Origin of the sequence: Rhizohabitans arisaemae, from assembly GCF_025996515.1 — a bacterium.
In the GTDB taxonomy this organism is placed as follows: domain Bacteria; phylum Actinomycetota; class Actinomycetes; order Streptosporangiales; family Streptosporangiaceae; genus Rhizohabitans; species Rhizohabitans arisaemae.
The window spans coordinates 657,750-670,269 of record NZ_BLRH01000009.1; the positions used below are offsets into that span (position 1 = coordinate 657,750).

Below are 12,520 nucleotides of genomic sequence, written 5' to 3' on the forward strand. Positions count from 1 at the left end.
TATTGGGCTTACCTAAACGGCAATCTCCTGCGAAAGGCCGCTAACCCGAATCCCGGGACGGGAGGAGTTCTTCGGCGAGGTGGCGGGCGAGCGCGTTCACCGTCGGGAACTCGTACAGCAATATTGGTGCAATCTCCACACCAATCTCTTTTCCTACACATTTCGCGACGGATACCGCACCCAGCGAGTCGAGTCCCAGCTCGGCGAAGGTCGCCTCGACCTCGACGCCGGCGGCGTCGGTCTCGGCGGCGATCGCCCGGCTCAACAGGGACTCCAGCCGGGCCACACTCACGGAAACCCCGGACGTCACGACCTTCCTCCTTCACACGCGCGCAGCACCAGCGCCGAGTTGAAGCCGCCGAACCCCCTGGCGATCACCAGAGCCGTCCGTACGGCGCGCCGGCGCGGCTCGGTCACCAGATCGATCAGCAGGCCGGGGGCGGGACGCCGTACCCCGATCGTCGGCGGGATCACCCCGTCCCGGATCGCCAGCAGCGCCGTCGCCGCATCCAGCGCCGCCCCGGCGTAGAGCCGGCCCGTCATCGTCTTGGGCGCGGTCACCGGGACCCCGTACGGCCCGAAGACCGCGGCGATCGTCTCGGCCTCCACCCGGTCCGGCTCGGGGACGCCCATCGCGTCGGCGAAGACCACGTCGACCTCCGCGGGTGTCACCCCCGCGTCGGCGAGAGCCTTGCCCACCGCCCGGTGCAGGGTCGGCGGGCGGTCCGACCCGGGGGGCGGGTCGAACGTGGCGCCGTGCCCGGCGATCTCGCCGTACGGGCGGGACGCCCCTCTCGCACCGGCCCGCTCCGCGTCCTCCACGATGAGCATCGCGCCGCCCTCCCCGGGCAGGTAGCCGCACGCCCCCTCGTCGAAGGGGACGTAGGCGCGGCCGAGCTCCTCCTCCCGGCTGAGCAGGCCGTTGCTCAGCTGCGCCGTGAGGCCGTACGGGCACAGCGACGCGTCCGTGCCGCCCGCCACCACCAGCCCCGACCCGGCCCCGATCAGCCGCCGCGCCTGGGCCAGGGCGTCCAGCGAGCCCGCCTGCTCGGCGGCGATCACCCCGCACGGCCCGCGCATCCCGTGCCGGATGGAGATCTGGCCCGTGGTCGCCGCGTAGAACCACGCGATGGACTGGTAGGCACCCACCCAGCCGGGGCCCTTGCTCCACAACCGCTCGATCTCGCGCTGGCCGAACTCGGTCCCGCCCGACGAGCTCGCGGTCACCACCGCCATCTCGTACTCCGGCAGCTCGGCCGGCACCACCCCGGCGTCGTCGAGGGCCGCCTCGGCCGCGGCGAGCCCCATGTGCGTCCAGTGGTCGGTCTGCGGCACGAGCCGCCCCGGCACCCGGTCCAGGCCGAAGCCGGTCGCCTCACCGGCGAACCGCACCGGATAGGACGCCGGGTCGAACCTGGTGATCTCGGATATGCCGCTCCGGCCCGCCAGCGTGGCCGACCAGTACTCCTCGGTGTCGAGGCCGTTGGGGGCCACCACGCCGATCCCGGTGACGACGGGTGCGTTCACGAATTCGCCTCCTTGGCGACCGACGCCTGGGACCTGCCCCAGCCGCGATGGAAAATCGTCCTGGTGAGTCCCCGGGGCATGTGCCGGGCGAGCAGGACCCGGGACTTGTACTCCAGCCCCGGGACGCAGAGCGGCCGGCCCGCGGCGAGCGCGTCCAGCCCCGCGCGGACCACGAAAGCCGGGTCGAGCAGCGGGCCGAGCCGGCTGCGCCGCCCCGGACGCGCATCCGTCCGGGTCGCGCCGGGGCAGAGCACGGTGACCGATACGCCGAGCCCGGTCGTCTCCGCCCGGACGGTCTCGGTGAACGAGGTGACGAACGCCTTCGTCGCGCAGTACACGGCGCCGCCGGGGGCGTTCAGGAACCCCGCGACCGAGGAGACGTTGAGGATGCCGCCCGAGCCGCGCCCGACCATCGGCGGCAGCGCGGCCCGCGTGAGCCGTACGGTCGCCACGACGTTGAGGGCGATCTTGTGCTCCTCCGCGGCGACGGCGCCGACGGCGAACGGGGCCACCCCGCCGAAGGTCCCGGCATTGTTGACCAGCAGGTCCGTTCCGGCGGCCAGCCGCTCCTCCACCGCGGCGAGCCCGGCCGGCTCGGTCAGATCGGCGGGCAGCACCGCCACCTCGCCGCCGTGCCGCTCCCGCAGCCCGGCGGCGAGCGCCTCCAGCCGGTCCCGGCCGCGCGCCGTCAGCACCAGCGCGTACCCTCGGGCGGCGAGCTCGGCGGCGAACGCCGCCCCGAGCCCACCCGAAGCCCCGGTGACCAGCGCGGTCCGGGTCCCGGTCACGACGCGGCCAGCCGTTCCAGCTCGCGGACCACGTCCCCCACGGCGGGCTGCGCCGTGTTCTCCGCCGCGAGCGCCCGCGCGGCGAGCCCGTACGACGGCTCCGCCAGCAGGGAGCCGAGGGCCTCCCGGATCCGCTCCGGGGCGGCCCCGGCCAGGCCCACGGTCGCCAGCCCCGCGCCGCTCGCGGTGATCTGCCGGCCGTTGAGCAGGGTGTCGCCCACCGAGGAGAGCACGAGCTGCGGCACGCCCGCCGACATCGTGGTGAGCAGGGTGCCCGATCCGCCGTGGTGGACGACCGCCGAGCAGGTCGGGAGCAGCAGGTGGAGCGGCATGTCCTCCACCACCCGCACCCGGGGGTCAAGCGGCCCGAGCAGCGCCGTCTGGTCGCCGAACACCCCCAGCACCACCTCCACGTCGTCCAGGCTCGCCGCCGCCTCGATCACGTCGCGGACGTAGGACATCTGCCCGGTCAACGTGGCCACCAGGGTGCCCAGGCTGATGAAGACCCGGCGCGCGGACGGCGGCTCGGCCGTCCACGGGGGCACGATCGCGGGCCCGTTGTACGGGACGAACCGCATCCGCTGCCGGACGACCGGCAGGTCGACCTGGAGGCCGGGCGGGCACGGGTCGAGGGTCAGATCCCCGAGCGGGTCGGCGTCACCGAGCTTCAGCCGCTCCCACAGCTCGTCCAGTGCCTCCCGCTCCGCCTCCCGCCGGGTACCGGTGTAGTCCGGACCGGGCAGGAGCCGTACGGCGGGGGCGCCCACCTCCCGCGCCGCCTTGATCGCCGCGTACATCCGGGGCTCGTAGACGACGACGTCCGGCCGGAAGGCCCGGGCGAACCCCGTCAGTTCGTCGACCGTCTGCTCCGCGCCCATGGTGAACATCGACAGCGCCCGGGCCGACCGCGCCCGCTCGTGCGCCGCCGCGTCGCCGCCGGTGTCCGGGAGCATCCCGAACCCCTTCCAGACCGAGGCCAGGTCCAGCGGCGGGCCGATCACGGTCAGCGGAAGACCCGAGCGGAGCACCGCGTCCTCGACGCCGGGGGAGGCGACGACCCGCACCTCGTGCCCGGCCGCGCGCAGCGCCCACGCCAGGATCACCGTGGAGAAGTAGTGGGAGGCGGTGGCCCAGGTGGCCAGCATCACACGCATCGCGGCGCCCCTCAGCCCAGCCTGGTCACGCGGTGCATGCCCTCGTAGGCGCGCTTCACCGCGGTGTCGGGGTTCCGGTAGAAGGACAGCATGCTGTACGTCGCGGCGGGGAAGTCGAACTCCAGGACCGCCGAGTGCCCGGGCGAGATCGCCATCAGCCCGCCGACCTGGGTGCCGAGCAGCGGCGGCGGGTTCTGCCCGTTCCGCTCCGCGTCGAGGAAAGCCTGCACGTCGGCTGTGGTCGTCCCCTCCGGCACCTGCACGAACACGGCTTCCTGCGGCTGGTCGGTCTGGTTGACCACCAGGTAGGACCCCTTCGCCTTCATCCGCGCCGGCAGGACGAAGCGGGTCTTGTCCCCGTACCGCACCATGCGGATGACCCCGTCCACCCGCGGCTTGCGGACGTGGTGGTACGGGCGGGTCACCTGGAGCTCCCGGATCGTCGCCCCCTCCATGCCGTAGTAGGTCCCCGGGCGCAGGTTGAGCGTCACCGAGAGCGGGCTGGTGGCCGGGAACACGCCGGCGCCGCCGAAGAACTCGACGTCCCGGTAGAGGCGGCGCAGCGCCGGGATGGCCACGGCCGGATCGGGTGACTGGCTGTTCCAGAACAGGCCCATGGCTTCCTGCAGGCCGATGCCGTTGCGGAGCTGCCCCAGCCCGAGGAACCGGCCCTCCTGGTCGGGCGTGCTCACCTTGAGCGTCACCGGTCCGGCCGGTCGGGGGTTCGGCCCGGGGAAGGTGAACCCCTGGGCGTCCACCGTGATCTCCAGGACCGGGGGCCGATCGTCGCCCGCGGCCTGCGCGGTGCCCGCCGGGACGAACACCCCTGCGGCGAGTACGGCCGCCGCGGCGCAGGCCTTCAGCCTGCCGAAGGTTCCAGCGATCATTTGGGATTCCTTCCTCATGGTTGCTCAGGTGCCGACGCCGATCGTCGCGACCGCCGTTGGTGGCTCTCTGGAGACGGGCTAGACCGGGGCGGGGAAGGCGGTCCTACTGCCGCCCAGCAGGACCCGAGGATCGGTCGACCGGCACTTCACCAGGGTGAACGCCTCGTAGTAGACCTCGGCGGAGGCCTCGTGCACCTCGGCCTGCCGCGCCCACCACTGGCCGCGGGCCCGGATGGTCTCCTCGCGCATGTACGGCTTGCCCGCCTCGGACTGGTACTGGGCCACCGCGGCGATCTTCTTGTCGATGAACTCCGAGACGTCCACGTAGAGGTTGGGGATGAACCCTCCGTTGAGCACGGGCGGCTCCCCCTGCATGATCAGCTGTGGGGACGGCATCCGCTTGGCCAGGGTCGTCGCCACCAACCCGGTGGCCTGGTGGTCCTGATGGTCGTCCATGAGCATCGGGCTGGCGAAGTGCGTGATGACCACGGTGGGCGCCACCCGGCGCAGATGCGCCTCGATCACGGCGTAGGTCGAGCCGGTCACCCGGACGTCCCCGTCCGGCAGGCCCTCCACGGTCACGCTCGCCCCGATCACCGCGGCCGACGCCGACGCCTCGCGGATCCGGTCCGCGGCGTACGGCGAGGAGCTGTTCCGGCCGTCGGTCATGGCCAGGATGTGCACGTCGTAGCCCGCGTGACGAAACCCGGTGAGGGTGCCGCCGCAGGCCAGCTCGGCGTCGTCCGGATGCGCGAAGATCGCGAGTACGCTCTGCGCGGTCACCGCTCCTCCCTCCCCGCGTCGCCCCCGGCCTCGCGTGCCGCGGCGTCCCGGGCTCTGGCCCGCCGCGCCGACTCGGCCGCGTGGCTCCCCGGCATGGTCGTCTCCGCCCAGCCCTCGATGTGCTCCTGGCGTACCCGGGTCAGCGCGAGCGCGCCCGGCGGCACGTCCTTGGTGACGATCGTGCCCGCCGCGGTGAACGCACCGGCGCCGACGACCACCGGCGCGACCACCGCCGAGCCGGCGCCGAGCAGGACGTCGTCCCCCAGCACCGTCCGGTGCTTGCGTACGCCGTCCCAGTTCACGAAACCGGTGAAGCCGGAGATGTTGCAGCGTGCCCCGATGACCCCGTCCCCGAGGAAGGCGAAGTGCGGCACCATCGTGCCCTCCCCCAGCTCGGTCTCCTTGATGTGGACGAACGACCCCATCGTCACCCCGGCCGCCGTCCTGGTCCCCGGCCGCAGGTAGGAGTACGGGCCGACGTTGTTCCCCGGCCCCAGCTCGGCCCGCTCGCACACCGAGTGCCGCACCCGGCTGCCCGGCCCCACCACGGTGTCGGCCAAGGTGGTGTCCGGGCCCAGGACGCAGTCCGCGCCGACCCGGGTGGACCCCGACAGCTCGACGTTGCGCAGGATCCGCACCCCCGGCTCCAGCACGACCTCGGCGTCGATCCAGGTGGTGGCCGGATCGACCACCACGACCCCCGCCCGCATCCAGCGGCGCACGATCCGGTCCCGGATCACCCGCCGGATCTCCGCGAGCTCCACCGGGTCGTCGGCCCTGAGCGCCCACTCCGGCTCGGCGACCGCCCCCGCGCCGACCGGCCCCTGCACCGTGGCGGCCTTGACCAACCCGGCGAGGTCCGGTGGCGTCGCGGCATCCGGCAACGCCGCCAGATCGAGGACACCGGCGACGGGGAGATGCCCGTCCCCGGTGGCGAGCGTGCTCACCGCGCCGTCCGACGCCGCGTGCCGTTCCGCCAGCCGCTCCAGGCCCGGCCGGGTGGGCAGGGGAGCCACCGGGTCGACCACCAGCGCGACCAGGCTCTCAGCCCGTACGGCGCCCGCGGCGTCGTCGCGGCCGAGGTTCGCCAGGCCCCGGCGTACTCCGCCGGAAAGGCCGCCCTCGCCGCGCGGATCGGCGAACCCGGCCTGTGGGTGGGACGCGCGGATGTGGTCGACGACGCCTGGGTCGGAGACGAGGACGACCACGGGAGGCAGTCCCGGCGCGGCCACCGTGTCGAGCGTGTGCCGGATCAGCGAACGCCCGCACACCTCGGTGCGGACGTCGACGCCCTCACCGGTGGCGAGGACCACCGTCACGTCCGGCCGTCTGGCCGGGCCCTGCGGACCTTCCATATGCGGTCTCCCATCGCGGGATCGATGTCGGTGCCGTCATCGTCACGGCACCGGCTCGACCCCAGATCGAGGACAGCTGAAAGGCCCTTAGACCACGTCGAAGTTCGCCATCATCGCCATGTCCTCGTGCTCCAGGTTGTGGCAGTGGAAGACGAACCTGCCGCGGTACCCGGTGAACCGCACCACCACCTCGGCGGTGTCGCTCTGCTTGAGGTTGAGCGTGTCCTTCCACCCCGAGTCGTACGGGCCGGGTCTGCGACCGCGGCGGGAGACCACCTGGAAGTGCGCCAGGTGCAGGTGGACGGGGTGGCTGATCGCGCTCGCCCGGAACTCCCACACCTCGACGGAGTTCAGCTTCGGCCGGGCCAGCACCTTGTCGGGGTGGAACGCCTCCCCGTTCACCGTCCAGCCGCGCATGCCGCCCACGTCGCCGCGGACGAACTCGAACCTGCGCCGGGTGACCGCCTTGGCCGGGTCCAGCCGCTCGATCCGGGACAGCCGACTCGGCACGGTGCTCTCCTCGCGGGCTTTGCGGGCCACGTCGAACCGCATCACCCGGACCGTCTCCCCGGTGCCGAGGGAGTTGCCCATCGTGACCTTCGTGCCGACCGGGTACCGGGAGAAGTCGACGACCACGTCGTAGCGCTCCCCGGGGGCGAGCTCCACCTGGTCGTGGCGGACCGGCGCCTCCAGCAGCCCGCCGTCCCCGCCGATCTGGACGAAGGCGTCCCCTCCGGAGGGCTGGGGGCTCAGCGTCAGCCGGTAGATCCGCGCGTTGGAGGCGTTGAGCAGCCGGAACCGGTAGCGGGTGGCCTCCACCTCGAGCACCGGCCACGGGGCGCCGTTCACCAGGACCACGTCACCGAGGACCCCGTCCATGAACCCCTGCTTGACCCCGGGCCGGGAGGCGAGCTTGGGGTCGAGGGAGGGGTAGAGGAACTGCCCGTCCTCGTCGAAGGAACGATCGACGATCATCAGCGGGATGTCCTTGTCGCCCTTGGGGAGCGGCAGGGCGTCCTCGACGTCGTCGCGGACGAGGTGGAACCCGGCCAGGCCCTTGTAGACCTGGGGACCGGTGAAGTCCATCCGGTGGTCGTGGTACCACAGGGTCGCCGCCCGCTGGTCCATCGGGTAGACGTAGTCCTTCTGGCCCTGGGTGACACTGGTCGGCGTCATGGCGGCGTGCCCGTGCCCGCGGGGGATCGAGCCGCCCACCGGCGCCACCAGGTCCAGCGGGTATCCGTCGTGCTCGGCCGGGGTCCGGCCGCCGTGCAGGTGCACCGAGACCGGCCGGGGCAGGGTGTTGCGGTGCCGGACCACGGTGGTCCGCCCGCTGCGGCTCTCGATCGTGGGCCCGGGGAAGACGCCGTTGTAGCCCCAGACCATGGTGGTGTGGCCGGGGATGATCCTCGACCCCTTCACCTGCTGGGTCAACTCGTAGTGGTCGGTCGTGCCGTCGGTGCGGACCGGCCGGAGCACGGGCGGGATCGGCAGCGGGACCTGGAAAGGGCGGGGCAGCGCCGTGCGGCTCTTGACCAGCGCGCCCATCTCGTTGTCCTCGTCCTCCTCCTGGCTTCCGCTCCCGCTCCCGGTGCTACCGCCCGGCCGGGTGCCGGAACGGCCGCCGGAGTTGTCCGAGCATCCGGAGAAGCCCGCTCCGGCCAGGCTCAGCCCTCCGGCGAGGGCGAGGAACTGTCTGCGCGGCCTGGTCATGGAACATCCCTCGTATGTAGACGGCCTATATGTAGCCACTCTACGTCCTCGCCTCAGCCGAGGTAGCCGCCGAGCGCGTGAAATCCCACAAGAAGCAGACAAAGCAGTTGAATAGGCCGGTCCCGGAGGGCCAGCTCCTCCGGCTCCTCACCCGCCCCCGCGTGGACCAGCAGATTGAGCCGGAGCACCACCAGCACGAACGGCACCACACTCGCCGCCTGCAACGACATCGCCGCCGACCCCGTCTGCACCGCCCACAGGGAGTAGGTCACGATCATCGCGCCGGACACCATCACCCGGACCTGCGCCAGATAGCTCGCCGAGTAGACCTCCAGCGTGGCCCGCCCCGCGCTCCCCGACTCCCCCCGCAGCTCCGCCTCCCGCTTGCCGGTCACCAGCAGGAGCGCCCCCAGCGAGACCACGGCCAGGAACCACGGCGTCACCGGCACCGAGACCGCGGTCGCGCCGGCCACCGCGCGGATCACATGACAGCCCGCCACGGCCGCCAGATCGAGGATCGCCAGATGCTTCAGCCAGAGCGTGTACGCCGTGGTGAGGACGAGATAGACCACGACCACCACCGCGAGCCGCCAGGTCACCGCGGCCGCGATCGCACCGGAGGCGAGGATCAGCGCCACCCCGAGCGCCACCGCCGCGCGCACGGGTACCACCCCGGCCGCGAGCGGCCGGAACCGCTTCCGGGGATGCCGCCGGTCCGCCTCCACGTCACGGGCGTCGTTGAGCAGGTAGACCCCGCCGGCCGCCAGGCAGAACACCGCGAAGGCCGCCGCCGCCCGAGCCGCGCCCCCGGCGTGGGTCAGCGCGCCCGCGACCGCCGGGGCGACGAACACCAGCCCGTTCTTCACCCACTGCCGGGGCCGGCAGGCACGCACCAGCCCCACGAGCAGCCGGCGCCCGCGGGCCGTACCCGGCTCCTCCTCCCGGTCCCGGTCGCGGTCCGCCGGGGGGCGGGCGAACCGGGCCTCCGCCGTCATGGGGTCGCCACTTTCGACGTCCGCTGTGCGCTGCGCTCGTTCACCCGACCTCCACCAAGGCTGTACGACGACCGCGCCCATCCTCAGCCGGACGGCTCGACGCGCACTGGGGCCCCGGTCGTGCCACAGAAATCACCCCGGCGCCGAGTTGTTTATACCAATGAAATAAGGTCGAGATACTTCATGTATTGACATGCCATTCAGAGCGTTCGAAAGGGGGACGCCACCCATGCGCCAGATGACCGCTCTGGATGCGCAGTTTCTGAACATCGAGACCGAAACCAACCTCGCACACATGGCGGTCCTGGCCGTCCTCGACCCCATCACCACACCCAGCGGCACCCTCACCCGCACCGACCTGATCACCCTGTTGCGCGGCCGGCTCCACCTTGCGCCCCCGCTCCGGCACCGGCTGGTCCAGGTCCCGTTCGACCTGGACTATCCGTACTGGATCGAAGACCCCGACTTCGACCTGGAGAACCACGTCCGCGAGATCGCGCTCCCCGCGTACGGGGGCGACCGGCTCCTCGCCGACCAGGTGGCCTGGCTGCACGGGCTCCCGCTGGACCGGAGCCGGCCCCTGTGGGAGATGTACCTCATCCACGGGCTCTCCGCCGGACGGGTCGCCCTCTACTGCAAGATGCACCACGCCGTCGTCGACGGGGTGACCGGAGCCAACATCCTGGCCGCCATCGTCGACCTCGCACCCGGCTCGCCGCCCCCACCCGACCCGGACCCCTGGCAACCCGAACCCGTGCCGTCCCCGGTGGACACCCTCGTCGAAGGCCTCACCCGGAGCCTGAAACAGCCGATCCGCACCCTGAAAACCCTCGGCGCGCTCCTGCCCGACCTGGACGCCATCCCCCTCGCCGGCCGGATCCCCGGGATGCGGGAGCTCGCCGACCTCAGCCGGACCGTACGGCAGATCGCCGTCGGGACCGACCGGAGCGTGCCCGAGCTGCCGCCCATGCCGGTCCCCGAGACCCCGTTCAACCGGCCGATCAGCGCCCACCGCCGGTTCGCGTTCGGCACCCTCCCCCTCGACGAGGTCAAGAAGGTGAAGAACGCCTTCGGCATCACGGTCAACGACGTCGTCATGGCCCTGTGCGCGAGCGCGCTCCGGCAATGGCTGGGCGACCAGGACGCCGTCCCCGGCGAGCCGCTGATCGCCGCCGTGCCGGTCTCCACCCGGCAGACGGCCGGAGACGCGACCCCCGGGAACCGGCTCTCCGCGATGCTCACCCCGCTCCCCACCCACCTCGCCGACCCCGTCGCCCGCCTTGAGTCGGTACGGGACACGATGCACCTGGTCAAGCGCCGCTTCGCCACCGCGCCGGCCAACTGGCTCGCCGACCTGGCGCAGCTCCTGCCCGCCGCCGTCACCGGAGTGGCGATGCGTACGGCGCTGCGGCTCGCGGCCGCCGCCGTACCGCCGGTGAACCTGATCGTCTCCAACGTGGCCGGGCCGCAGGTCCCCCTCTACATCGGCGGGGCCAGGGTCCTCGCGCACTACCCGGTCTCGGTGATCAGCGATGTGACCGGCGGCCTCAACATCACCGTCTTCTCCGGCGAGGACCGGGTGGACGTGGGCGTCGTGGCGTGCCGGGAGTCGACCCCCGAGCTGTGGAGCCTGGTCCGTTACCTCGGCGACGCCCTCGAGGAGCTCAAGCGGATCGGCGGCCTCACCGGCGAGCGGCCCTCGGCTCTGTGACCCCGCGCGGCCGGGCCGCCGCACTCGCGTCCGGACGGTGCTCCCCGCCTCGGCGGCCGTACCCGCACTGCTGGCAGGGGCCTGCGGATCACGTGCCGGGATTGGCTCTAGAGTGGAATGTCACATTCCAGAGCCTGGATGAGAGGCCGCCGATGACCGAGTCGCCGAAGAAGCTGAATGAGAACAGCTATGACCTGCCCGTTTCCGAGGCGTTGGCCGACTTCATGGCGCAGGGGTGGGCCGACACTCGGCGGGCGGACGTCGAACGGCAACCGGTCAGTGTCTACACTGCCAAACGCCGGGCCGTCCTGGCGAGCCGGTTTCCGGGTGAGCGGCTGGTCGTCCCCTCAGGCGGGTTGAAGGTCCGGAGCAACGACTGCGACTACCGGTTCCGCGCGCACAGCGCGTTCGCCTACCTCACCGGGCACCAGGAGCCCGACGACGTGCTCGTGATCGACCCGTCGGGGACGGCGACCCTCTTCATCCGGCCCCGGTCGCCCCGGACCACCGGCGACTTCTACCGGGACCGGCGGTACGGCGAGTTCTGGGTGGGCCGCCGCCCCGACCTGGAGGAGGCCGAGCGCCTCTACCAGATCGAGTGCGCCGACATCGAGCGGCTTCCGGTGGCGCTCGGCGGCACCGCGCCGACGCGGGTGCTGCGCGGGGTGGACCCGGTGGTGGACGCCCGGGTGCCGCGGGCGGCCGAGGCGGACGCGGAACTGGCGGTCTTCCTCTCCGAGATGCGCATGATCAAGGACGAGTGGGAGGTGGCCGAACTCCAGCACGCGGTCGACGCCACGGTCCGCGGCTTCGAGGACGTGGTGCGGTCGCTGCCGCAGGCCGTACGGCTGCCGCGGGGCGAGCGGCACGTCGAAGGGGTGTTCGCGCTGCGGGCCCGCCAGGAGGGCAACGACGTCGGCTACGACACGATCGCCGCGGGCGGCGCGCACGCCTGCGTCCTGCACTGGATCGACAACGACGGCCCGCTCCGGGAGTCGGACATGCTCCTGCTGGACGCCGGGGTGGAGACCGACAACCTGTACACCGCCGACGTCACCCGGACGATTCCGGTCTCGGGCCGGTTCACCTCGTTGCAGCGCCAGGTCTACGAGCTGGTCTACGAGGCCCAGTCGGCCGCCATCGCGGTGCTCCGGCCCGGGGTGCGCTTCCTCGACTTTCACGAGACGGCGATGCGGGTGATCGTCGAAGGCCTGCACGAGTGGGGCGTGCTCAAGATCAGTGCCGACCAGGCGATGGATCCGGCGAACGGTCTCTACCGCAGGTACACCCTCTGCGGGAGCGGTCACATGCTCGGTATGGACGTGCACGACTGCGCCAAGGCCCGGGTGGAGACCTATACAGGCGGTGTGCTGGAGGCCGGCCAGGTGCTCACGGTCGAGCCCGGGCTCTACCTCCAGCCCGACGACCTGACGCTCCCCGAGGAGCTGCGGGGGATCGGCGTCCGGATCGAGGACGACCTGGTGATCACCGAGGACGGCGCGCGGCTCATGTCCGCGGGGCTGCCCCGCCACCCCGACGAGGTGGAGAGCTGGATGCGCACCCTGCTGGACGGCTGAGACGGCGTGGAGCCGGCCCGGGGCCGGCTC

11 protein-coding genes are annotated in these 12,520 nt (G+C 72.4%); 2 read left to right on the forward strand and 9 right to left on the reverse strand.

What is annotated here, in order from left to right; genetic code table 11:
- Positions 1 to 40: 40 nt before the first annotated feature.
- The 9 genes from RUR_RS03840 to RUR_RS03880 form a co-directional block, all read right to left on the reverse strand.
- Positions 41 to 310, reverse strand: coding sequence for an acyl carrier protein (locus tag RUR_RS03840; RefSeq protein ID WP_283133449.1), 270 nt, complete (start codon positions 308 to 310; stop codon positions 41 to 43).
- The gene (locus tag RUR_RS03845) at positions 307 to 1,527 is read right to left on the reverse strand and encodes a ketosynthase chain-length factor (protein WP_283133450.1); all 1,221 of its coding nucleotides are present in this window, start codon (positions 1,525 to 1,527) and stop codon (positions 307 to 309) included. Before RUR_RS03845 ends, RUR_RS03840 begins: the two co-directional genes overlap by 4 nt.
- Positions 1,524 to 2,315, reverse strand: coding sequence for an SDR family NAD(P)-dependent oxidoreductase (locus tag RUR_RS03850; RefSeq protein WP_283133451.1), 792 nt, complete (start codon positions 2,313 to 2,315; stop codon positions 1,524 to 1,526). The genes RUR_RS03845 and RUR_RS03850 overlap by 4 nt, the downstream gene beginning before the upstream one ends.
- On the reverse strand, positions 2,312 to 3,469 hold the full coding sequence (locus tag RUR_RS03855; protein WP_283133452.1) for a nucleotide disphospho-sugar-binding domain-containing protein: 1,158 nt from the start codon (positions 3,467 to 3,469) through the stop codon (positions 2,312 to 2,314). The genes RUR_RS03850 and RUR_RS03855 overlap by 4 nt, the downstream gene beginning before the upstream one ends.
- Before the next feature lie 11 nt (positions 3,470 to 3,480).
- Positions 3,481 to 4,356, reverse strand: coding sequence for a hypothetical protein (locus tag RUR_RS03860; protein ID WP_283133453.1), 876 nt, complete (start codon positions 4,354 to 4,356; stop codon positions 3,481 to 3,483).
- A gap of 78 nt (positions 4,357 to 4,434) precedes the next feature.
- Positions 4,435 to 5,139 (reverse strand): PIG-L deacetylase family protein, encoded by a 705-nt coding sequence (locus RUR_RS03865; protein WP_283133454.1) that lies wholly within the window; start codon positions 5,137 to 5,139, stop codon positions 4,435 to 4,437.
- A complete protein-coding gene (locus RUR_RS03870) occupies positions 5,136 to 6,494 on the reverse strand; it encodes an NTP transferase domain-containing protein (RefSeq protein WP_283133455.1) in 1,359 nt (452 codons plus the stop codon). Before RUR_RS03870 ends, RUR_RS03865 begins: the two co-directional genes overlap by 4 nt.
- A gap of 87 nt (positions 6,495 to 6,581) precedes the next feature.
- Positions 6,582 to 8,207 carry a multicopper oxidase family protein gene (locus tag RUR_RS03875; protein ID WP_283133456.1) on the reverse strand — a complete coding sequence of 542 codons (1,626 nt, stop codon included), beginning with the start codon at positions 8,205 to 8,207 and terminating at the stop codon, positions 6,582 to 6,584.
- Positions 8,208 to 8,260: 53 nt separating this feature from the next.
- Positions 8,261 to 9,202: a decaprenyl-phosphate phosphoribosyltransferase gene (locus RUR_RS03880; RefSeq protein ID WP_283133457.1), complete on the reverse strand. Its 942-nt coding sequence runs from the start codon at positions 9,200 to 9,202 to the stop codon at positions 8,261 to 8,263.
- Positions 9,203 to 9,440: 238 nt separating this feature from the next.
- Between RUR_RS03880 and RUR_RS03885 the strand changes: the two genes are divergently transcribed.
- Positions 9,441 to 10,913 carry a WS/DGAT/MGAT family O-acyltransferase gene (locus RUR_RS03885; RefSeq protein WP_346349010.1) on the forward strand — a complete coding sequence of 491 codons (1,473 nt, stop codon included), beginning with the start codon at positions 9,441 to 9,443 and terminating at the stop codon, positions 10,911 to 10,913.
- Between the two features lie 152 nt (positions 10,914 to 11,065).
- Positions 11,066 to 12,490, forward strand: coding sequence for an aminopeptidase P family protein (locus RUR_RS03890; RefSeq protein ID WP_283133459.1), 1,425 nt, complete (start codon positions 11,066 to 11,068; stop codon positions 12,488 to 12,490).
- The last annotated feature ends 30 nt before the right edge of the window (positions 12,491 to 12,520 follow it).

Excerpts from the sequence above, each read along its gene's own strand:
- RUR_RS03855 (WP_283133452.1), bottom strand. The coding sequence starts at position 3,469 with ATGCGTGTGATGCTGGCCACCTGGGCCACCGCCTCCCACTACTTCTCC.
- RUR_RS03860 (WP_283133453.1), bottom strand. The coding sequence starts at position 4,356 with ATGATCGCTGGAACCTTCGGCAGGCTGAAGGCCTGCGCCGCGGCGGCC.
- RUR_RS03870 (WP_283133455.1), bottom strand. The coding sequence starts at position 6,494 with ATGGAAGGTCCGCAGGGCCCGGCCAGACGGCCGGACGTGACGGTGGTC.
- RUR_RS03875 (WP_283133456.1), bottom strand. The coding sequence starts at position 8,207 with ATGACCAGGCCGCGCAGACAGTTCCTCGCCCTCGCCGGAGGGCTGAGC.
- RUR_RS03880 (WP_283133457.1), bottom strand. The coding sequence starts at position 9,202 with ATGACGGCGGAGGCCCGGTTCGCCCGCCCCCCGGCGGACCGCGACCGG.
- RUR_RS03885 (WP_346349010.1), top strand. The coding sequence starts at position 9,441 with ATGACCGCTCTGGATGCGCAGTTTCTGAACATCGAGACCGAAACCAAC.
- RUR_RS03890 (WP_283133459.1), top strand. The coding sequence starts at position 11,066 with ATGACCGAGTCGCCGAAGAAGCTGAATGAGAACAGCTATGACCTGCCC.